15 protein-coding genes are annotated in these 20706 nt (G+C 67.4%); 8 read left to right on the top strand and 7 right to left on the bottom strand.

The genetic code is table 11. The features are described from left to right. Positions 1 to 279 precede the first annotated feature (279 nt). The 5 genes from AB0C01_RS06970 (at position 280) to AB0C01_RS06990 (ending at position 4432) form a co-directional block, all read left to right on the top strand. On the top strand, positions 280 to 1092 hold the full coding sequence (locus AB0C01_RS06970; RefSeq protein ID WP_357256169.1) for a tyrosine-type recombinase/integrase: 813 nt from the start codon (positions 280 to 282) through the stop codon (positions 1090 to 1092). A gap of 817 nt (positions 1093 to 1909) precedes the next feature. Continuing rightward, on the top strand, positions 1910 to 2107 hold the full coding sequence (locus tag AB0C01_RS06975; RefSeq protein WP_357570504.1) for a hypothetical protein: 198 nt from the start codon (positions 1910 to 1912) through the stop codon (positions 2105 to 2107). Then, positions 2101 to 2352: a hypothetical protein gene (locus AB0C01_RS06980; protein ID WP_357256171.1), complete on the top strand. Its 252-nt coding sequence runs from the start codon at positions 2101 to 2103 to the stop codon at positions 2350 to 2352. Before AB0C01_RS06975 ends, AB0C01_RS06980 begins: the two co-directional genes overlap by 7 nt. A 732-nt stretch (positions 2353 to 3084) precedes the next feature. Then, entirely contained in the window at positions 3085 to 3630 is a 546-nt protein-coding gene (locus AB0C01_RS06985; protein WP_357570505.1) for a hypothetical protein, read from the top strand. Further along, positions 3623 to 4432 carry a MerR family transcriptional regulator gene (locus AB0C01_RS06990; RefSeq protein WP_357570506.1) on the top strand — a complete coding sequence of 270 codons (810 nt, stop codon included), beginning with the start codon at positions 3623 to 3625 and terminating at the stop codon, positions 4430 to 4432. Before AB0C01_RS06985 ends, AB0C01_RS06990 begins: the two co-directional genes overlap by 8 nt. 158 nt (positions 4433 to 4590) lie before the next feature. On the opposite strand, the gene AB0C01_RS06995 is transcribed toward AB0C01_RS06990, so the two are convergent. From AB0C01_RS06995 to AB0C01_RS07025, 7 genes are all read right to left on the bottom strand, one after another. Beyond that, the gene (locus AB0C01_RS06995; protein WP_357570507.1) at positions 4591 to 4791 is read right to left on the bottom strand and encodes a hypothetical protein; all 201 of its coding nucleotides are present in this window, start codon (positions 4789 to 4791) and stop codon (positions 4591 to 4593) included. Between the two features lie 793 nt (positions 4792 to 5584). Further along, the gene (locus tag AB0C01_RS07000; RefSeq protein WP_357256179.1) at positions 5585 to 6169 is read right to left on the bottom strand and encodes a hypothetical protein; all 585 of its coding nucleotides are present in this window, start codon (positions 6167 to 6169) and stop codon (positions 5585 to 5587) included. After that, on the bottom strand, positions 6145 to 6822 hold the full coding sequence (locus AB0C01_RS07005; protein WP_357570508.1) for a hypothetical protein: 678 nt from the start codon (positions 6820 to 6822) through the stop codon (positions 6145 to 6147). The genes AB0C01_RS07000 and AB0C01_RS07005 overlap by 25 nt, the downstream gene beginning before the upstream one ends. Before the next feature lie 11 nt (positions 6823 to 6833). After that, complete coding sequence (locus tag AB0C01_RS07010) at positions 6834 to 14117, bottom strand: LamG-like jellyroll fold domain-containing protein (protein WP_357570509.1); 7284 nt, start codon at positions 14115 to 14117, stop codon at positions 6834 to 6836. A gap of 660 nt (positions 14118 to 14777) precedes the next feature. Next, positions 14778 to 15239, bottom strand: a complete 462-nt coding sequence (locus AB0C01_RS07015; protein WP_357570510.1) for a hypothetical protein — start codon at positions 15237 to 15239, stop codon at positions 14778 to 14780. Then, positions 15203 to 15658, bottom strand: coding sequence for a hypothetical protein (locus AB0C01_RS07020; protein ID WP_357570511.1), 456 nt, complete (start codon positions 15656 to 15658; stop codon positions 15203 to 15205). Before AB0C01_RS07020 ends, AB0C01_RS07015 begins: the two co-directional genes overlap by 37 nt. Then, complete coding sequence (locus AB0C01_RS07025; protein WP_357570512.1) at positions 15658 to 16170, bottom strand: hypothetical protein; 513 nt, start codon at positions 16168 to 16170, stop codon at positions 15658 to 15660. Before AB0C01_RS07025 ends, AB0C01_RS07020 begins: the two co-directional genes overlap by 1 nt. A gap of 1137 nt (positions 16171 to 17307) precedes the next feature. On the opposite strand from AB0C01_RS07025, the gene AB0C01_RS07030 reads away from it, so the two are divergent. The 3 genes from AB0C01_RS07030 (at position 17308) to AB0C01_RS07040 (ending at position 20638) form a co-directional block, all read left to right on the top strand. Beyond that, complete coding sequence (locus AB0C01_RS07030; RefSeq protein ID WP_357256191.1) at positions 17308 to 18495, top strand: phosphatidylinositol-specific phospholipase C1-like protein; 1188 nt, start codon at positions 17308 to 17310, stop codon at positions 18493 to 18495. Between the two features lie 594 nt (positions 18496 to 19089). Next, entirely contained in the window at positions 19090 to 20043 is a 954-nt protein-coding gene (locus AB0C01_RS07035) for an NAD(P)-dependent alcohol dehydrogenase (RefSeq protein WP_357256192.1), read from the top strand. 52 nt (positions 20044 to 20095) lie between these two features. Continuing rightward, complete coding sequence (locus AB0C01_RS07040) at positions 20096 to 20638, top strand: hypothetical protein (protein ID WP_357570699.1); 543 nt, start codon at positions 20096 to 20098, stop codon at positions 20636 to 20638. Positions 20639 to 20706 lie beyond the last annotated feature (68 nt).

A 20706-nucleotide genomic window follows, 5' to 3' on the forward strand; every position in this document is an offset into this window, starting at 1 on the left:
CTTCGGTGAGCTATTCGCGCGCCTGCGGGCCGTCACGCTCGGTGTTACCCATGCTGTCCCGCGACGCCCGGAAATGCCGCTCCGGGAGGGCTGGCGTTCATCGTTGGTGGTGACGCACGGTGATGTATGGCTACCTCTCCTGCTTCGGCTTCGGCTTCGGCTTCGGCTTCGGCTTCGGCTTCGGCTTCGGCTTCGGCTTCCAGTGTCGTACCTGCCAACCAACTTGTCGTGCGCGCCGCGGTGTCCGCCTTCTTGGGCCGCTACCGTGGGCAGACCCGCGTGCATACCGAGTCCGACCTACGGGTCTTCCTCCGGTGGTGCAGCGACCACGAACTTGACCCGCTCTCCGCAGCTCGGGTGGATATCGAGCGGTACGTGCGCTGGCTGCAAGACGTTCGCCGGTACCAGCCCTCGACGGTGTCCCGTCGGCTGTCGGTCGTGGTTGGGTTCTATCGGGTCTGCGTTATCGACGCGATCCTGGAGCACTCGCCAGCCGATTACGTTCGCCGGCCCACAGTGCCGGCCGAGTCACCGACACTCGGACTGGGCCACCTGCAGTTCGAGGCCCTTATCACCGCCGCCCGGCTGTCGGCCAACCCGAACGACTTCGCCCCGGTCGCCCTCTTGGGCCTGCTCGGCTTACGAATCTTCGAAGCCTGCGGGTCGCACATCGCCGACCTGGGAGAGGAACACGGCCACCGGGTCCTACGGGTGCGCGGCAAGGGCGGCAAGGTCGTGCTCGTCCCGCTGCCACCCGCAGTCGCCCGAGCCATCGACCGGGCCGTCGATGAGCGCACCAGCGGGCCACTCCTGCGCAACACCCAAGGTCGGCGAATGGACCGACACGCCGCCACTCGTCGGCTCAAGCACCTGGCCCACATCGCGGGGATCCGGATGCCGAGGATGCACCCCCACATGCTGCGCCACACGTTCGTGACCACCATGCTCGACGCCGGCGTCAGCCTGCGCGACGTGCAGATCGCCGCTCGTCACGCCGACCCGCGTACCACCATGCGCTACGACCGAGCCCGCAAGAACCTCGACCGGCATCCCAACTACATCCTCGCCGCCTACATGGCCTCCGGGACGTAGCCAGGCTCGCGCCTTTGCCGATGTGCGTGTGTTCACGGTGAGAGCCGCCTCGTCCTGCGTTGTGGTTCGTCCGGGCACCGAAACGTCGTCGTGCCGTCCCAAGGAGAGCGCCATCAATGGCTCCGTGACCAGTTTCCCTGCGCAGGCGCGCCGCGTCCGCGACAGCACGCTCTCGCCGCAGCGCAGGCTTTACGCATTGCGGGAGTGCGCTCTGCACTGTGCCCCGTACGGATTCCGCGCCACCTGGCACCACTTGGTCGTCGCCGCCCGTATCCCACGCAGTCTCGCCGACGATCTCGACGCGCTCGTGCGTGCCGCTGACGAACTGCAGCGGACACGCGACGTGGTCCTGCAGCGTGCGCAGGAGTACGCCGCTCTGCGGCGTCGAGAGAAGGCGACTGGCAGGCGACTTCCACGGACGCCGCCGCCTTGAAACTCGTGGGGCTGGTCCCGGATCGCCTACTGTCCCGACCCTGAACACCACCCGACGGGACCCTCGCCACGGTCGTCCAAGCGGTCCTCGAGCGCCACGATGCCGGAATCAGCGTCGACAGGCACTGCCTGGCATGCGGCATCGAAAGGCGCCGCCCGGGCCTCGCATGCCCGACCTGTGGCGTCTATCCGGACGGCCCCGCCGCACGCTGGCGTGCCTCGGCAGCCGAGGAACGCTGGCAGCGGGTTTGGCGCCGTGAGCTAGACGACGGGCCGACGGCGCTCGTCCCATGAGTTCGAGGTGCACGGATTTGCCGAATTACGAGCGTCCGCCTCCACTGAGCTCAGGTCCTCGCCTCGCTACGGCAGGTGGGAGGATGCCCCGATGGAGACAGGACGAACGTCGACGAGGCTTGGCGCGACCACCCGGTTCGCCTACCCCACGTCGTCGCAGACGATGGTGGCCGACCCCCGCCAGGACCTGTCGCAGCCCGTGGCTTCCGTGCCGCACACCCCCTACGACCTCAACAGCGACAAGCGGGTCACCAAGACCACCGACCCGGCCGGGAACGAGCGATGCTGACGGAACGAACAGGAGTGATGGCAGTGGGCTTTGCCGGGCTACCAGCGCGCAAGAAGATGAGCATCACCGAGAACAGTTACTGGTGCCTGGTATCTGTGTCACCCTGGGCTATTGCCTGGGCCGGGTACGAGCTGATCTCAGGTGAACGCAGAGATGCGCTGCCGTGGGTAGCTCTGATCCTATCCATCGCGGCACTGATCATCGGTGTAACAGGTCTGATCGTTCAAAGATCTCGACGACATTGAGCTCTCCGGTCACGGCGGGCTGCCTTCGCGGCCGCCGTGACCGGGGTCGGCCGAAAGTCGGCAACGTCCCTGGCGGAGGCGGCCGGCGAACCCAGGGCCGGCGGCGGGGCAAACTCAACCGCACCGCCATACCCGGACACGCCACAGACCGGCAAGGTCGGGTGCCAGGCTCGGCGGTCGAGCGGCCGAGATCCGCCCGCTGGTAGTTCGTCAGGTGCGGCACGAGGGCGAGGCCCACGGAGACCGCCGCCAGCGCGGCCCGCCGTGCCGGCCCAGCCTACTGATCCGCTGCCCTTCATTGTCTGTGGCGGTCCTCCGTATTCGATCTTCACGGCGGGCTATGGCCAGCTCATTGGTGACGCCAATACAGCGGAGGAAGCCGTAACACTTCTTGTCGCGAGCCTGCCCGACTTGGCGCCCCCCGAATCAACGCACTGATCTGCCGCGATCCGTCCGCTACGCAGCGTCACGCGAGGAAGGGCAGGCGGCGCCAAGACTGGCCGATGAGCGGTCGTCCAGCAGGGTGTGCGCTTGGGGAAAGAGGCCGACAGCGCGACCCGAGTCACCTTCTCCGCGAGGTAGGACGTCCAGGGCGGTGAGGGCTGGTTACGGGCAGCCACCGGGGTGCCAGCCGGCAGCGCGCATTGTCGGCGGCAGATCCGGACACGCACAGCTTGTTGTTCTCGGATTGGGCTTGACCCTCACGCTGCGTGAGGGGGGACGGTAGCCCGCGTGAATGATTTCTTCAACGCATTCGAGATGGGCCCCGTATCCGAGCGTGGACCGAAGGCGGTTGCGCCAGAGGTGTTCCGCGGCATCTACGCGATGCCGGTGTTCGTGACGGTTCCGACGTCGGACTTGGCGGCGTCGACGGATTTCTGGGTGCGGGGGTTCGGCTTTGTCGAGCTGTTCAGCATCCCGGGGCAGGTGGTCCACCTGCGCCGGTGGGCGTTCCAGGATGTGCTGCTCGTTCCTGCGGCGGCCGGTGCCGAGGCGCCCGGAGTGCCGGCGATGGGCGTGAGCTTCTTGTGCGTGCTGAGCGAGGTCGATGCCCTCGCCGAGGCGTGTTCGGATCTCGTGCCGGGCAGCGTTACCGGGCCGCGGGATACGCCGTGGCGTACTCGCGACGTCGAGGTGATCACCCCCGAGGGTGCGCGGGTCGTGTTCACCGCGGCGCTGGAGTTCGATCCCGACAGCCAAGAAGCGCGTGATCTCGCCTCGGTCGGAATCGTCGCCCCAGGATCGGAAGAGGAGGGTCACAATGGTGTCCGTGGGTGAACGCGAACGAGACATCCCTGACTGTGTCACGGTCGGCGAGGCCGCTGAGCTGGCGGGGGTGACCGTCCGCACGCTTCATCATTGGGACGAGATCGGCTTGGCGTCGCCGTCCATGCGCACCACCGCCGGCTATCGCCAGTACACCGACGCGGACCTGCAACGGCTGGATCGAATCGTCGCATACCGGGAGGCCGGCCTCGGGCTGGACGCGGTGCGTGAGATTCTCGATGACGCGACAGCGGAGATCAGCGCTACCTTGCGTGAGCAGCGTGCCCAGCTCGCCGAGCGCATCCAGGAACTGCAGCAGCTCGACGCGCGCCTGGAACGGATGACCGAGGCTCACGAGCGGGGGATCCTCCTCAGCGATGAAGCGCAGTCGGAGGTCTTCGGGGCGGACTGGGGCGCCCATCGAGCCCGACATGCCCGCACTGTGTGGGGGGATACTGTGCAATGGGCGCAGTTCGCCGAGCGGGCAGCTTTTCGCACCCGGGAGCAATGGCAGTCGCTCTCCGCGGCGATGTCCACGTTGCAGCTCGATCTCGGCAACGCCCTTGATCAGGGTGTCATTCCGGGCACCCCAGAAGCGAACTCGCTCATCGAACGCCACCGCGAAGTATTCTCGAACTTCTTCCCGCTCACGCGACAGATGCAGGTGTGTCTGGGAAGAATGTTCGAGTCCGACCCCGGCTTCTCCGCCCACTACGACGGAATCCGGGTCGGGCTAGCCTCCTGGTTTCGGCAGAGCATCGACGAGTGCGCTCGCACTCACGGGATCGACCCGGAGACAGCCACCTGGCAGTGACCCCGTAACGCGGAAATGCTCGTAACCCACTGCCGGGTACACGGCGGGGATGTCACCCGCCGTCTCCCACAGATCCGGACGTAAGCCTCTCGGGCAGCGCGACTCCGACCGCGACCACCACCCAGGCCGGGCCGTCCCGACGAGCGCGGACAATCAGTTCACGCCACACCATCGCGGACCTCGACGCTGGTACGCGGCTCCAGCAGCAGCGCCCGCAACCGATCCAACGACAGGATCTCGTCCGGCAGGCCGTCGAATCCTCGAGCGTCGAATCCGACATGAGTGGGTGGCTGGACCAGCAGGGCGAAGGCACGGCCGGCCGCGGCCAGCGGCGACGACGGCCAGGATCGAGCAGACATAGACACCCCTCGCGAAGCTCTCGGGCGCCGCACCGTGACGGCGGCGCGCGACGTCCATCCGCGCACAGCCACCGAACAGTCCGGGACGACACGATCGGGGGCGGGCGCCTGTTGCGCCTGCTCACAAGGCACCACCACCCAACACCCAACAAACAGGCCGGAGCCGGCGTTGGCAGAGCGCAGGACACCAGCAGCCCAGCTCACGGCCCTGTTGGATGCTGTTGGCCAGGGAAGATCCGCGAGTCGTGGACGACCAGACCCGGGGCCTTGCAGCTGCGCAGGGGCCGAACAGGAGCAGGGTGGGTGTTCGCGCGACCAGTCCCACCACTGTTGGGCGCCGTTGGGTCATCGGCCCCGGAACGGGCCGCTCTGCGCCGGGCTGGCGGGGCCATTCGTAGGTGCGAACACGGTCGATCAGCGCGGGAGCCACCCGCAGATGACTGCTTCACCTGACCCCACCTCGAACGGCTGGACCCACCCGAACCCGTTGCACGGTGGGGCACGACAGCGCACCGGCGGGGCGGTCCTCGTCGGTGGTGATGTTCCGATCGCCGTGGGGCGAGGTTGCCGGATTACGCGGCTGACCACCCAGTGATCCGCCTGGTGGCTTGAAACCCGGGCGAGTTCAGTGGCCGCGGGGATCGAACCCCGCGGCCACCCTCCGGAGAAACCCAAATTCCCGGTAGAAGATTGCCGAGGATCCGCTGTGACGACGGCGCCACCGACCGTCGCGACGCTCGGCAACCAACTGGAGCGTCCCGCCGACCAAACCCGTCGGCGAGGGCCGGGAGGATCAGCAGTCGGTGAGACGCATCTGCCAGGAGACGCTGGCACAGCCGGCCTCGGTGTCGGTGACCTCGGCTACCCCCGAAGCGTCGACCCGCTCGACCACGTAGTCGTCGAGCTGGTGGAACCGGGCCAGCTCGTCCACAGCAGTGCCGTCCAGGCGGCCGGCGAGGAGGACGTCCTCTGGTTCGAGGCTGTCCAGCTCCACGGCGAGATTGTCTTCATCGTCGTCCGCGTAATCATCCGGGCGCTTCCAGATCTCCGACGTCCGACCAGCCGTCTCGGCTGCTGCGGCCACGACGGCCAGGACGCTGTCGAGGAGGGACACCCGCAGCTGCTCGGTGTCGACCATCGAACGGGGCAGAACGATTCGTGTGGTGCCCGGTGCCACAACGTCCGTCAACACCCCATCATCGTCACCCGTCACCACCTCGAGCGTGAGGTCCTGTGAGAGCGTCGCGTTGACGATGCTGCCGAGCACCGTGAACCAGTGATCGGCCGCCGTCACGGCGTCCCGTAGTGGCCCCGCCGCCGCCAGGTCCAGACTCTCCGACCCGATTCGCCAGTTCAACCGTCCCGTTGAATCACCCATATGCGTACCCCCTCCTCTCCGGCCGTTCGTACCTCGGTCTCCCGCACCACACTGCCCAGCGCCCGGACGACCGTTTCCCGGTCGCGCCCTACCGCACGCGTCGCAGGCACGGTCGCAGCGAGCACCAACTGGTCCGGCTCGATCCCGTCGATGATCTCTCGGACCTGGTCGGCGGCCGCCCCGGCGCCTGCGGGTCGGTCGGCGGGCGGCGCGAAGAGATCCACAAGTTCCGGCCGCCCCGGGTCGGATTCCGGGGAGCGCACCGGTGGCGCTCCGAGGCCCTGCTCGGCGCCGACGGCCGTCAAGGCGCCCAGCAGCGCCCGAATCATCCGGATCGCCAGCAAGCCGTCCCCGGGCACGTCGAACCACGCCACCGGCACCTGTACCAGGTAGCCGATTTCCTTGGCGCCACCGTGCCCCCGTGTCCGTACGTGTTGGACCGACGGCCCCGGCCCGCCGTGAACGGTGATGTCGAGCCGAAGGTAGCTGCGGGCCGGGAAGGATCGCCGCAGCCACTTTCCACCGTCGACCGTCCGTTGCAACGCCACCTCGATCAAGGCAGCGAGATTGTGTACGCGGTCCTGGTACCCCGCGACGTCCACGCCAATATCGCGCGGTGCGTCGCGGGGCTGAACGGACAACCAGAAGTTCACAGGGGCCGACCTTACCGGCAGGACCGGGACATGCCCGGCGGGCGCGAGCCGTAGCGAATCACGTAGGTCAGGCAGCTGCGATACTCCCATACGCGGGCGTGATAGCGGGTGGGGAACGATTTGATCTTCCGGATGCGGCAGTTTCGATACTTCTTGGCGCACTGGTACCGGCTGATGCTGGCCCGAAGGATGGGCGGCCAAGCACTGGTGATCCCGTACTTGTAGACCCGCTCGCGACCCCGCGAATCGGTGTGGTTGATCTGATAACCCCAGCTACGACCTCGGTAATTGTTGCTGTTGCGGTGGGCCGACGAGCCGTTGGGCCGGGCCGGTGGCCGACCAGCTACCTTTCGGATCCGCTTGTTCCGGGCTGTCGACCGTGCTGCGGCGCGCTGCGCCGCCCGTCGTGCCGCGTACTGGGCTGCCACCCGAACGCCGAGGATGGCGACGGGTACACACATTGGACACCGTCCATCCAGGTCCGTGACGTTGACGGGGTCCTGATTGGCGTAGTCGTAGTCGTTTGCCGAGCCACCCTGCACAGGGTCGACGGACAGGAAGCGGCCGGTGTGCGGGTTGTACAGGCGGACACCCATCAGGATGACGTCGTCGAGCCCATCGCCGGAGCGTTGCTTGCCGCCGAGCCAGCCGTACCGCTGGTCGGCCTGCCCCGCTATCGGGACTCCGAACTCCTCATAGTCCAGCAGCTCGGGCTCGGTGAGGGCGGGGTCGATGGTGCTGATGACGTCACCATGCAGTCCCACCAACTGCAGCCGTACATCGCCGGTGGCCGTGGTCGTCGCCGCCAGATCGCCGTCCGGACCGGACACGTTCCGGGTGACATCACCCTGGGCGTTCTCGACCACCCAATGGACCTCGTCCGAGTCGTCACCGTAATGGTTGACCTTGGTAGTGGCAGCTCCCCAGACACTGTCGACAAGCGTCTCGGCGGTGAAGGCACGGAACCGCTGCGCCGGGTCCAGCGTCCACGTCTGCCGTGCATCTCCGAGCTGCTGTTGCTGCACCAGGTCGTTGACGTGGAAGCTGTTAGTGAGGCCGCTGGGCATCCGTACCGTCCGACCGAACGCGTCGTACTCGTACCCAGCGTCGGTCATCCGGTCGGCGGTGTCGTAACTGTGCCCACTCTGCGACTCCGCCGCTGCCTCCTGACACCCTCCTTCGGCATTCGGTGCGTAACGCTTGAGGGAGGTGCGGTTGCTGCGCTCGTCGTAGGCGTAGATCCGGGTTACACAGCCACCGGTGATGGGGCTTTCGTGGCGGGTACGGACCAACCGGCCCGCACGATCGTAGCCGTGTTCCTTGCTGCCACCGGTGTAGGCATGCTCAACCCATTGGCCGGCGACGTTCTCATTCACCGACTCGGTGAACAGCACTTCACCGTCGGAGTCGCGGGTGTACGTACGTTCCACTGGCGTGAGGTTCGCGTTCAGCCGGTCCGTCCGAGTCAGACCACCGGGGTAGGTCATCTGGACGAGCTGGCCATCGGGAGCGTAGCGAGCGGTGATCGTGCCGGCGACGCTGTCCGAACTGCTGGTCAGCAAACCCCTCGGTTCCACCGTCCGGTCGTACTGGAACGTGACGTGACCCGTCGGATTCGACGTCTTCACCGTGTTGCCGGACCGGTCGTACTCCTTGATCGTCACGCCGCCATCGGCGTCGGCGTAGCGGACCAACCGGCCGAGCATGTCGTACTCGCGGGAGATGACGGAGCTATCCGTCGTGGTGCTGGCGATTGCACCGCTGGTCGCGTCGTAGCTGGTGACCGACCTCCCGGCCGCCACGCCCTGGTTGCTGGTGACCTCGACACCGACCACTCGGCTGGCGCCGTCGTAGCTAGTGGTGGTCGTCCGGATCGCGCTGCCAACGGTCTCCGTAACCACTTCCTCTTTGCGGTAGGAGTTATAGCGGGTGGCCCGCCGCACGGGCAGCGTCGCGCTCATCCGAGCTGGATCGTGCCCCGTCACCGCACCGACCGGACGACTGACGCACAGTTCACCTGCCCACTCAGGCCGGTTGCCGCACAAGTTGTCCTGTGGATTTGCTCCCGCGGTGTAGTAGATCTCTTCCTGCGCATACGCGTCCGAGCCAGTGGAGCCGATGCCCCGCGTACGCGTGACACGTCCGGCCGCGTCGTAAACGGTGTACGAGGCGAGTTCCTCGCCTTCGCCACCCTCCACTACGACCTTCGTCGGCTTTTGCAACGTCCAGCCCGAGGCACCACCGAACTCCGCGCCATACCCGCTGCGACTCGTCCGCGTGTCACTGTCCGGGTAGCCGACAACCTGAACGCTCTCCGTCTCGGTCGTCAAGAGGTGGTACGTGGCGCCGTCGGGCTTGTTCTCGTCGTACTTCTTCACCGTGTGCACCCGGCCGATCACCGTGGATCTGGCGGAGATGGCGGTGAGCGGCCCGGCACCGTCCGGGTCCGCGACCGGCCTTTCCAGCATCATCGTCGAGGTCGGCCCCAGGGTGTCGACGTGGTCCAGACCGTCTGCGCTGTACTTGTTCACGGTCGAAAGGGCCAGCGCCCGGCTGGCCGAGTCGGACGCAGCCAGTCCCAGCTCCGCAAGGTAGGTGGCGGCGTTGGGCAGCGTGCCGAGGGCTAGTTCTCGGTCCGTCGCCTCCAGCGTGCGGACGACGTTGCCGAATCGGTCGTACTCCTGTGTGTCGATGTGCCCGCCGGGCGTGGCCGCATTTACCTCACGGCCCCCTGCGTTGAGGTAGAACAAGCTGGCGTAGCGGTAGCCACCCGACCCGGGAGCAGAAGGAGTCGCGCTGTGGCGACCCGGGTCGTCCTGCAACTCGAAGACGGCCGTCGCGTCGGTGGGCACGTCCGTCTGCCCCCAGGTCGCGACGCTGGCAGCATCCAGGTTGTAGGGGCCACCGGTGCCTTGGGTGAGCGGCACGTGGTACACGATGCTGGTGGCGGTCTCTCCGTCAGTGGCCGTCTTAGATCCCTGCTGCAGCGCAGCCCGGCGTGCCTTGAGCAGGCGGCCGGCGTTCTCGTCGCCGGCCAGGTCGGCGACCTGAGCGTCGGTGAGCGCCTTGCCGTAGATGCGGACGTCGTCGATACCGCCGTGCCAGATGTTCGAGGCGGCGCCAGCCCACTTGGCGCGGCCAACCACGTACCCCCCGGCGGCGTTCCAGCCACCGACCGCGGCAGTGGTGGTCTGCCGCACACCGTCCACGTAGAGCTTCATCTGGCCGCTGGCGGTGTCGTAGACGCCGGTCAGATGGGTCCACTTCCCGAGTACCGGTGCGGTGTTCGAGCTGGCCCGTATCGGCGTGGCGCTGTCGCTGTCGGCGCTAACCCGCGAGAACGCCCACCGATCGTCGGCGGCGACGTAATTAAGGAAGAGACCGCTGGTGCGCGATCCGTCCTTGGAGACGGCGGTGCGGTTGACGGACTTGTCGGTCAGGCGCACCCGCGCGGAGACGGTGTAGGAGGAGGTATTGGAGAGAGCAGTACCAGTGGCGCTGATTTGCTGACCGGCGCCGCCGGTGAAGCTGGCGCTCCGGTCACCCGGGTTGTCCGCCGCGTGGCTGCCCTGCGTCCAGTACACCCCGGAGGCCATGGTGCCGGTACGACCTGCGCCGGAGGAGTCGACGGCGCTGGTGCCGGAGCCTGCGTCGAGGTCCCAGCGCAGTGCGGCGGAGTCGACGTCCGGATTGCCGTAGTCGAAGTTCCACGGGAGTTGGCCTGCGGGTGTCGTCCGGACGACACGGCCGGCCGAGTACTCGTAGGCAGTCTTCAGGACCGGGGAGATCCTGGGATCCCACACCTCGCGGAGTTGGCCCAGGTTGTCGTATGCGTACCGCACCACCGTGACGGCCGTCATCGCGCTGGCTTCGCTGTCCCACAGCCACAGCTTCATTGCGGTGATGCGGTCCACGACGTCGCCGAAGACGCTCTGGCTCAGCCCGGAGGTGGTCGTCGTGGCGTACTCGTACTCCAGAACCTCGCAGCCGCGTGCTGGGGTAGCGGTAGTGCAATCACCGACGCCGGGTTCAACCGGATTGATTACCTTCTTCAGCAGTAGGCGGCTACCGGCGGTGTCGTATACATACCGTGCCGTGGTGCCCGTCTCTGCCGTCCAACTCGACGTCGCTGCCCACGTACCGCCTTGCTGGGTGAACTCGGTGACCGTGCCGCTCACCTCGGTCAGCCGGTACGCGGTGCTGCCGACCTTGCTCAACGTCAGGTCCTCGGCACCGGGCTCAGTGGTGAAGGTGACCCCGTCAGAGCTACGGGCGAAGGTGGTCCAGTCCCCGTCTGCGGTGTGCACCTGGACGAGCGAGGGCTCGGGCAGAGTGAGTGTGGTGTAGTCCACCTCGGCGACGGCGCCGGTGGCGCCGCCCGTCCAGGACGGGCCGAACGGGGCAATGATCTCGGTGACGGAGAGGTTGTCCCAGTAGACCTTGCGGCCGGAGCCGCCCTGCATGCCGTTGTAGAGCCGGAAGAACGCCTCGTTCGCCCCGGCGGGGACGGTCAGATCTACCGACAACTCCTGCCAGCCGTCGGTGTAGCCGGCCATCGGCGAGGCGACCTCGCTATACGTGGTGCCCACCCGGTGGAAGCCGACGATCCGCAAGCCCCGATCCACGTGCGCGGGAACCAGCCCGGTGGCGGACGGCACATTGATCCAGCCGGTCATCCGGTACGTCTTGCCAGCGGTCATGCCGAGCCGCAGCCCGCCGCCATCGTCTCCGCCGACTGCGACGTAGGTGTCGTTGCTGGTCGCGGTGACCGGCGTGATCTCCAACGAGTCGGCTGGCGTGGTCTCACCTTGACCGCGGGTGGTGGAGCGCGCTGCCGAAGTGGTGCCCGGGATCGCGAAGCCGGTCAGGTCGGCGGAGACCTGTTGCTGGTTGGCGGTGAGCCGCTGCGCCATCGGCTGGTAACCGTCGGCCGTCTTACGCGACGAGGACGAGCGGCGGACAGACAGGCCCATCTCGTCGACGTCAGTTTCAGAAAGGAGATAGTCACCGGTGAGAAGGTTGACCGAGCCGGGGCCGGCTTCCTCGTCGGCGCCGCCGTCTCCGTTGGAGTCGACACTAATCCGCACCCACGGGATGGTGTATGCGGGCGTGGTGCCGGTGGCGGTGTAGAGGTGTGCCCGGACCTCGACGACGCCGCCGATCAGGCCGAGTGTGTCGCTGGCGTTCCAGATCGCGTACCCGCCGAGCGCCGACAGGGCGGCCGGACTGGCGGCCGTCGCCGTGACCGGCGCGCCGGTGGCGGAGGTCAGGTTCGCCGACGGCACCGGCAGGGCCGCCCCGCCGGGCCCGCGCCGGTACTCGAAGTACGTGCGGGTGTAGCCGCTGACCGGGGTGGTGATCCGCAGCTTGGTGCGCTTGACGACGGTCGCGCCGGGCAGCGGCTCGGCGAGCGCGGCGTTACCCGCGTCGAAGACGTACAGGTTGGGGTTGGACAGGTTGCCGGCGGAGTCCTTCGCCTGAACGGTCAGCGTCCGGTGGCCATCACGGGGTGCGAGTGTCACCGACTTCGCACCGGTCGCCGCCACGGTGGTCGCCGCGCTGTCGTAATCGAACTTGTAGACGAACGCGGCGAGGTCGGCGCTACCGCTGGCAGGAGTGAAGGTGAACGTGTCGGGCTGGGCAGCGCCAGCGTGCGGCTGCCCATCGTTGAGGTAGATCGTCGCGGCCACGAACGGCACACCCGGCTTCTCGGTGTCCACCGTCAACGGCGTCCACGCCGTCCATGCGCCGTAGTTCCACGGGTCCTTGGCGCGGACCTGCCACTCGTACTGGGAGCCGCTGGCGAGGTCGACCGGCACGGGCCACGAGGCAGTCGAACCGTTCGACCAGGCAGGGCTGCCAGAACGCAGACCAGACGAACTCACCACCGCCTGGGTGACCTTGTTACGCACCACGAACTCGGCCTGCAAGCTCTGACCGGCGTTCGCGTCGGCGAGCTTCGCCGAGAGCGTCGGACGCAGCGACGAGGTCTGCGCGCCGGAGCCGCACGCGGTGTAACAGGGAGCGACCGCCAGGGCGGACGGCGCGGACGGGGCGCTGTTGTAGGTGATGCTCACCAGCGGCGGATGGGTGCCCTCGGCGGAATCGAAGCGCTTCCAACCCGCCGTGGAGGTCTCCGAGGTGGCCCGCAGCATCACAGTTGCGGTGGTCCAGCCAAGGTTCGCGCTAGTCTGTAGCGCGCCGCCGACCTCAATGTAGACATAGCCGTCGCCGCAGGACGAGTTGTAGCCACGGGTCTCCGTGGAGGTGCCAACCTTCTCCCGAGCGACGGGCTGGTTGGTCCACCGCACGGAGGAGTCAACCAAGTCAGTGCGCCAGGCCTCCCACGACGCCGCACTGCACGACCATGAGTGGTAGTTCCACAGCCGCAACTTCGCGCTGGCGATCTGACTGCCGGCGAAGCCGGTGGTGTTGAACCGCAGGTACGACCGGGCGTAGAAGGTGCCACCGTCGTTCGAGTAACCCAGCTTCAGGTCACTGGAACCGGACTGGTCGCTGGCGTAGTCGTTCTGCACGAACGCGTCGAACGACGGCGACAGCGACGTCGGCGGGTCGATCGTGACCGGGAACGTCAGGTCGGGCCGGGCGAGGAAGTTCTTGTCCGGGGTCAACTCCATGACGGTGCGTCCACCGGAAGCCGTCGTACTCAGGGCCACCGGAGCTCGGTTGACGTGCTCGCCGGAGAGCGCGGAGACCTCCGCGTCCCACATCAACGGCGTCTGTGCCCGGCCGACCTGACCGCCGCGGGAATTCTTGAAGACGAGGCCACCCATGCCGTCGCGAGCCGCGGTGAGCTTCCCGGTGCTCAGCGGCAGCTGCAGCGTGCGCACGTGCGCCAGACCGGCACGGTCCTTCACCACAACGTGCTGCTCATATCCGGTGGCGTGGGCGTGAAAGACCAGGTCGACGCCCGGCCGCACATCCGGATAGGTGATCGTGCGCCCGTTCAGCACCGGCTCGGGCAGTGGGCCCTGCCACGCGAGCTCGGCACGCTCGGCACCGCTGCCGAGCGAGGCGACCCCGTGCTCCCCGGCGCCCGGGGTGGCACCGGCGAAGGTCAGGCCACGCGGGTGCGCCTTCGGCACGACGACGCCGTCGGCCCGACGCTGCAGGGTGAGGTCGACCGGCACCCAGGTGTTGTCCCCTTGACGTACCCGCACCGGCGCCAGCGCCTGCTCCGCGGTGAGCGTGCCGTCCGGGTTGGCGAATACCTGAGTCGTCTCCGAGCGCCGGTTCGCCACCTCCACCCGTCCGCCACAGAACCGAGCCGCCACCGCCGCAGACACCTCGTCTGGGCGGTCGCCTGGACAGGCTGGCTTCGGCGTCGGCTGGGCTGTCACCTTTGGTGCCGCCACGGCCGGCTGCTCGACCCGAGCCGGTATGTCCGACATGGACACCGCCAGGACCAACGCCAACAACATCGCCAGCCGCCGCGCCCAACGAGCGAACGCTCCATGCGTCAGTGGAACGAACGCACCCGTGCCCAACGGCTCATCCATCGAAACCCCCGTGTCCCCATCAGAAAGTCGGCGCAGCTTACGTAGATCCTGAGTGGACGTTCAATGTCTTGACAGGGAGATCATCAGCCCGTAGAACCGTTGATCTTTTGAGGACGTCTGACACCGATAAGTGATCTAAGTGGCGAGACGGACCAGTCGTATTTGCCAAACCGGCGATCGTCACCGTGGGATGCCCTGCATCGAAGGGAGGTCGAACGGGCAACGTGACCGACACCGCATCCACCGCCGTCCGCCTGCGAGGCGGCCGGGTTCCAGGCTTCACCGGATCGACGACCCATCTCACGCTGCGTGATGCTGCCGGATCGAGGGGGCACGAGCCGGAGGCGGTCGGCATCCAACGATGGTGTGAAAATGATCACTGGCTCCGCGAGCCGCCCATGGCACCGGTATTCGGAGTCGCCACCACGCTCGGCGTTACATCACGCGGCGCATGCGGATCGTCAACGAGTCCGCGTCAGCAGCGAGCTCGACCAGTTCAAAACCGGCCGGTATGAGGTCGGAGTGGACCACTTGCAACGCTCGAGACGGGTCGGTTCGCGGCACAGCGACAACGAGCTCGTCGATCGCGTGCAACTGCGATCGCATCTCGGCGTCGTGTTCGTAACCGACGACGAGCGCGCGTCGTACGCCCGCTTCACAGGCGGCTGACAGCCAATTGGGTAGGCCGGTGCCGATGTCGGCATCACCGGGCAGCGCGAAGTGCGCGCTAGCGTGGCCTCCCGGAATGCCCCCAACGACGGTCTTGCCCTCAACGACAAGGTCCGCGTTAGCGCGGAGGTCGCGCAGGAGTCGTCCTTCCGCCGCCGTTTGATGCCCGGCATCTGATGCAAACGCCCACGTCAAGAACGGCCTACGGCGCACCGTCGCGTCAACCACGGCTCAAGGACGGTCAAGGCTTCGCCGCGCAACACGTCTGTCTCGACCTCGATGCCTGCGGCAATGAGCATTGCGGCAGGACCGTCGCCGCGAGACGTTGGGTCGATGACGGCGATGACCACCCGAGAGATGCCGGCGTCGATCAACTCATGACGACAAGCCGGCGTGACTCCGACGTGGTTGCATAGTTCAAGCGTGACGACGGTTGTACCGCCGCGAGCCGCACCGCCCGCTGCGTCGAGAGCGTGTGCTTCAGCGTGCGGCTCCCCTTTACGGCGGAGAGATCCCGCGCCCACCACCGTTCCACGCTGATCCAGGATCACACACCCGACGGGCGGGTTCGGGCTCGTCGTGCCCAGCCCGAGAACGGCGAGGGTGCTGGCCTGCCGCATCGCACACAGTTCGAGGTCTGACGCCATCAGGCGGCATCCATGAGGTCGTCGAGGAACACACGAACGTCGGCCAGGTGACGGTGCTCGTCAACAGCGGAGCCGATCTGGCCGAGTTGGTGCAGGATCCGGCGCGAGCCTGCTTGGCGGGCGATCGGTAGCGCGGTGTGAGCCGTGGCAGCCGCTTGCTCAGCTTGGTCAGCCGCCACATGGGCTGCGGCTTTGGTCAGAAGGGCTGCGTTGAAGTCCTGGCGGTGAAGCGACGGCATCGACGGCAGCACGCATCGAGAACCGCGATCGCCTCGTCCGGCCGGCGCCCCAATCCTCAAGCAGGCGCCTCGGTGAACCTCGATGTAGCCACCCATGGAGTACGAGGTGTGCTCGCCTTCAGGCTTACCCGGACGGCGATCCGCCGCCCCGTCGTGCGCCCTGTCCAGAAGCTGCATAGCCTTGCGGTGCTCGCCGACGGTCGCGAGCGCATGGGCATGCTGGACGCGAAGTGCCGCCCGCACCGGGCTGGGCGCCTCCTTGTCCTGGAGCATCGCGGCTCGGCGAAAGCCTCGACCAATGAGCCGTTGCTGTACTTCGCTGCTATACAAGATCAGAAATGGCCATCCGGAAGAATCCGAATGGCCTCTGACCTGCGTCGGGACGGCCGGATTCGAACCGACGACCCCTTGACCCCCAGACCTCGGCAAGGTGGTCGGGTGCGGTTGGCACGGCTGCACAACAGCCCGGTCGGTGTCGTGGCGGCCCCGTGTGGTTCCGTCGGTTGCTGTACATCGCTGCTGTACTGCCGGGTCCGTACGAGCGACTCCCCCTGCGCCAGGCCCACTCCCCTGCACCATGTTGATCCCGTGTGCTGATGAGGCACGGGACGGGCACGTGCCGACTGGGGGTGCGAACCCGGGAACCGCGGCTCAGCCGCAACCCGCGGGTTCGTGGCAACGTCCAAGGTTCAGAAGATCGCCCCCTGGTCGCCGCGAGTACATCACTGCTCACGGTGACCGCATGTAATCCGGCCCCACCTGCCGCCTGCCCGCTCATCTACGCCCCTGCCGGCGTGGTCTTCCATCTGGAAGACCTACGCCACCTTCCTGGCCCGACTGAGATCCGGGCGTGCATGGACGATCGCTGCGTAACCCGCGACAGCCCATCACGGATCGACACACCAATGCTGACCGCAGGTTCAGAGGACGCCACTGATCATCGCACCGTCACGGCCAGACTTACCCTGACGAATCCCACAAACCGAGTCGTCATATTCGACGCCTCCACGAGCGTCACGCTACGGAGGATCGAGGCTCCCTCATGCTCCGACCAGACCGCCAATCAGGCAAGCGTCCGAGCTACTGCCGCCAGCTAGCCAGCAAGAACGGCCACGAGGACTCGTTCCTGCCCAGCGGCCATACCGCCGGTAGCGCCGAAGAAGCACTCGACTGCGCCTGCAGGCCCCCGGACCTGCGATCCGTTGGCATGTTCATCACCGCCGCCCCCTGCTCGGCGCCGTGTTGGCCGAGGCGGCGCCGCGCGCGCCATGAGTGCCAGGTGACGCGGCCGGATCACTGGCGCCGCTCGTTCTGGCAGGGTTCATCGTATCGATGGCCGTTGGCGAGCCTCAGCTACGGCCCGGACACCCTCGCTTCCTAGCCTTGCCGCAATCCGTCGAGGGGGATTGCATGAGAGTCAGGACCAGGAGCGTCGCCGCGCTGGCCGCGACCGTCGTCACCACCATCGCCGTCACTGCCGTGCCGTTGGCTGTTCGGACCTTCGGGGACGTGCGAGCCGCCGGCCTGTCAAGCGCCGGGGGCGCCGGTGGCGTGCGAATGAACCAGATCCAATACATGGGGGCGCACAACGCGTACCACCGTGAGCTACAGGACGTCGAACTGCAGGAATCGCTCAAGATCGACCCCGGGTACCCGTCGTGGGGTTTCTACTCGCACGCGTCCATTCCCGACCTGCTCGGCCGCCAGAGCGTCCGTGGCCTGGAACTGGACCTGCTGCCCGACCCCGAGGGCGGGCTCTACCGGCACCCGCTCCCGCGGAAGCGGGCGGGGCTCGGCCCGATCGACGATCCGGCCATGGCGAAGCCCGGCATGAAGGTGCTTCACGTCGCCGACCAGGACTACGGAACCAGCTGCCGCACCCTGGTCAGCTGTCTGGAGCAGGTGCGGACCTGGTCCGCCGCCAACCCGAGCCACGTGCCGATCATCCTCCAGCTCGAACTGAAGCAAACCGACAAGCGGTGGGAGGCCCTCGGCGGAGCGGTGAGCCCGGCGTGGAGCCCCACCCTGCTGGACGCCGTCGACGACGAGATCCGCTCCGTCTTCCCGGAAGACCAGCTGATCACCGCCGACGACCTGCGCCGACCGGGTAGGACCCTGGAAGCGTCGGTGCTGCGGTACGGCTGGCCGAAACTGGACTGGGCGCGCGGGAAGGTCCTGTTCTTCTTCGACAACGGCGGCCCCGGCGGCATCCGCAACATGTACACGCAGGGCCGGCCCAGCCTGGAAGGCCGCGCCGTCTTCACCCAGGGGCCGCCCGGGTCGCCGGACGCGGCGGTCACGATGGTGAACGACCCGCGGGGCGCCAACGGAGCAGTCATCCAGGACCTCGTTCAGCGGGGTTATCTGGTGCGTACCCGCTCGGACGAGCCGCTGCGGACGGTGAAGAGCGAGGAGTTCAGCCGGGTGGAGGTCGCCCTGGCCAGCGGTGCCCAGTTGGTGACGACCGATTTTCCGACCGTGGGCATGGCTGCCCGGTACGACAGCGACTTCGTGGCGGAGCTCCCCGGTGGCATCGCCGTACGCTGCAACCCGGTGTCCGCCCCACAGACCTGCCGGGATGCCAAGCTGGAGCGTTGACGCCCAGTTCCACCAGCGCGACGGGTGGTTGGTTCGCGGGCGATCGACGCGATCCGTCGCCGTCGTCGTGGGGCGCGACGTGTAAAAGGCGCTCTACCGGAGCAGCGGCAAAACGCCAGGAAACCTGAACGGCGGCGACTACATCCGGATCTGCCGCCGACCGAGTGTGCGTAGCGTCCGGGTCAAGGTCTCCCGGCTCCCGGTGTGGGCGCCGGGAACGCCACCATCCTCCCGCTAGGGTGCGACGGCTCCGGTCCACCCCACGCCTGGCCGACGACGAACAGCCGCGGGTCCCGCCCGCGGCTGAGCACGCAGGCGAAGGCTCCGCGATCAAAGCCGACGGTGGCCAGCACCTTGCCGCCCTCGTGTACCCGAACACAGCGCTGGTTCTGGAGTAGAAACGATTCCGGCACCGGAACTCAACGCCCATCCTGGACCCGCCACCACCCCGAGCCCTCGGACACCTACCCCGCCGTCGCCGGCAGCCTCTGTCGGTCAGTCGCTCGTCTCTCTGTGCTACCAAGGAGCCGTAGCCTGCTGGCCTTGGACGTAACTGCGGCTGGACTATTTCCACGAAGGGCTAGGGGTACGCGGATGAGAGCGATCGTGTACGACAGGTACGGGTCCCCGGATGTGTTGCGGATCGAGGAAGTCCCCAAGCCGTCTCCCGCTGCCCGGCAGGTGCTCGTCAGGATCGCGGCGACCTCGGTCAACCTGAGCGATTGGGAGACCCTGCGAGGCTCACCACTGTATTCGCGCATCGGTGGGCTGCGCTCACCGGCACGCCGGACGCTCGGCTCGGACATTGCCGGATGGGTTGAGGCGGTGGGCCCGGCCGTCACCCGGTTCCGACCCGGTGACGAGGTGTACGGCGACAACCTCATGCTCAAGGGCGGTTTCGCCGAGTACGCGATCACTCCCGAGTCGGTTCTGGCCCGCAAGCCCGCCGCCCTTACCTTCGCCGAGGCCTCGGCGATCCCACAGGCGGGCGTAATCGCGTGGCAGGGGACCAAAGGCGCCGCAGCCGGGAAACGGGTCCTGATCAACGGTGCCGGCGGAGGATCGGGCTCATTCGCGATTCAGCTCGCCAAGCGACTCGGCGCCCAGGTGACCGGCGTCGACAACGCCGGCAAGCTCGACTTCATGCGGTCGGTCGGCGCGGACAAGGTGATCGACTACCGCAGCCGGGACTTCACCCGCAGCGGCCCGTACGACCTCATCCTCGATTTGGTCGCGCACCGGTCGGTGTTCGCCTACCGCCGGGCACTGGCCCCCGGCGGCCGTTACCGGTGCGTCGGCGGATCGGTCTCGGCGCTGCTGCGCATACTCACGATCGGCGCCGCGGCCGGCCGACTCACACACCGCCGGCTGGGCGTGCTCGCCGTCAAGGAAGGGCCGACCCACTTCGAACCGGTGGCCGACCTCTGCGCCACGGGCGACCTCGCCATCCACATCGACCGAGCCTTCACCCTCGACGAGGTACCCGAGGCGTTGGCCCACGTTGGAGAGGGACGCGCCCTCGGAAAGGTCATCGTGACCGTTAACTGACCAGCGACTGCGCACATCTGCCGCGGAGCGAGCGTCACGTTGCGCGGTGGCCGTGCGGTGCGCTCGACGCGCAGAACGAGCTGAACGGCGGATCGTCACCGGGCGCCGGGTGGACGGTGTGGTCCTGATGGAGATCCGCTTGGAGGACGGCCGGGTGACCCGCCTGACCAAGGCCGGTCTGCCGTTCGTCACGATCGGGCGGATCGCCGAGCCGCACGACATGAGCTGGATCGACATCGACTATTCCGGGCTGATCGCCCGCTGCGTGCACCACCTGGCCGATCTGGGGCACCGGCACGTGGCCCTGGTCAACCGCTCCGCCGAGTTGGTGGCCGCGGGTTACGGCCCCAGCCATCGAGCGCTCACCGGTTTCCGGGCGGCGGCGGCGGACCGGGGGCTGACCGGCGTGGAGGTCTGCTGCGGCGACGAGACGGCCTCCGGCGAGGCGTGCGTGGAACAGCTGCTCGTGACCCATCCCGAGGTCACGGCCGTCGCCACCATCAACGAGGCCGCGCTGCCCGGAATGCAGCGCGCGCTGACCGGTGCCGGCACCGCCGGCGGTGCCGCCTCCGCGAGTCTCACGGAATCGGCATAGAACACGACTAAAAAACACTAACACATGAATAAATAACTTATAAATATAGCTATATATGATTAAATGTT

It is taken from the genome of Micromonospora sp. NPDC048905 (assembly GCF_040649655.1).
In the GTDB taxonomy this organism is placed as follows: domain Bacteria; phylum Actinomycetota; class Actinomycetes; order Mycobacteriales; family Micromonosporaceae; genus Micromonospora.

Coding starts and splice junctions, on each gene's coding strand:
- AB0C01_RS06975 (WP_357570504.1), top strand. CDS start 1,910: ATGGAGACAGGACGAACGTCGACGAGGCTTGGCGCGACCACCCGGTTC.
- AB0C01_RS06980 (WP_357256171.1), top strand. CDS start 2,101: ATGCTGACGGAACGAACAGGAGTGATGGCAGTGGGCTTTGCCGGGCTA.
- AB0C01_RS06995 (WP_357570507.1), bottom strand. CDS start 4,791: ATGTCTGCTCGATCCTGGCCGTCGTCGCCGCTGGCCGCGGCCGGCCGT.
- AB0C01_RS07000 (WP_357256179.1), bottom strand. CDS start 6,169: ATGGGTGATTCAACGGGACGGTTGAACTGGCGAATCGGGTCGGAGAGT.
- AB0C01_RS07020 (WP_357570511.1), bottom strand. CDS start 15,658: ATGGCGTCAGACCTCGAACTGTGTGCGATGCGGCAGGCCAGCACCCTC.
- AB0C01_RS07025 (WP_357570512.1), bottom strand. CDS start 16,170: ATGCTCCAGGACAAGGAGGCGCCCAGCCCGGTGCGGGCGGCACTTCGC.
- AB0C01_RS07030 (WP_357256191.1), top strand. CDS start 17,308: ATGAGAGTCAGGACCAGGAGCGTCGCCGCGCTGGCCGCGACCGTCGTC.
- AB0C01_RS07035 (WP_357256192.1), top strand. CDS start 19,090: ATGAGAGCGATCGTGTACGACAGGTACGGGTCCCCGGATGTGTTGCGG.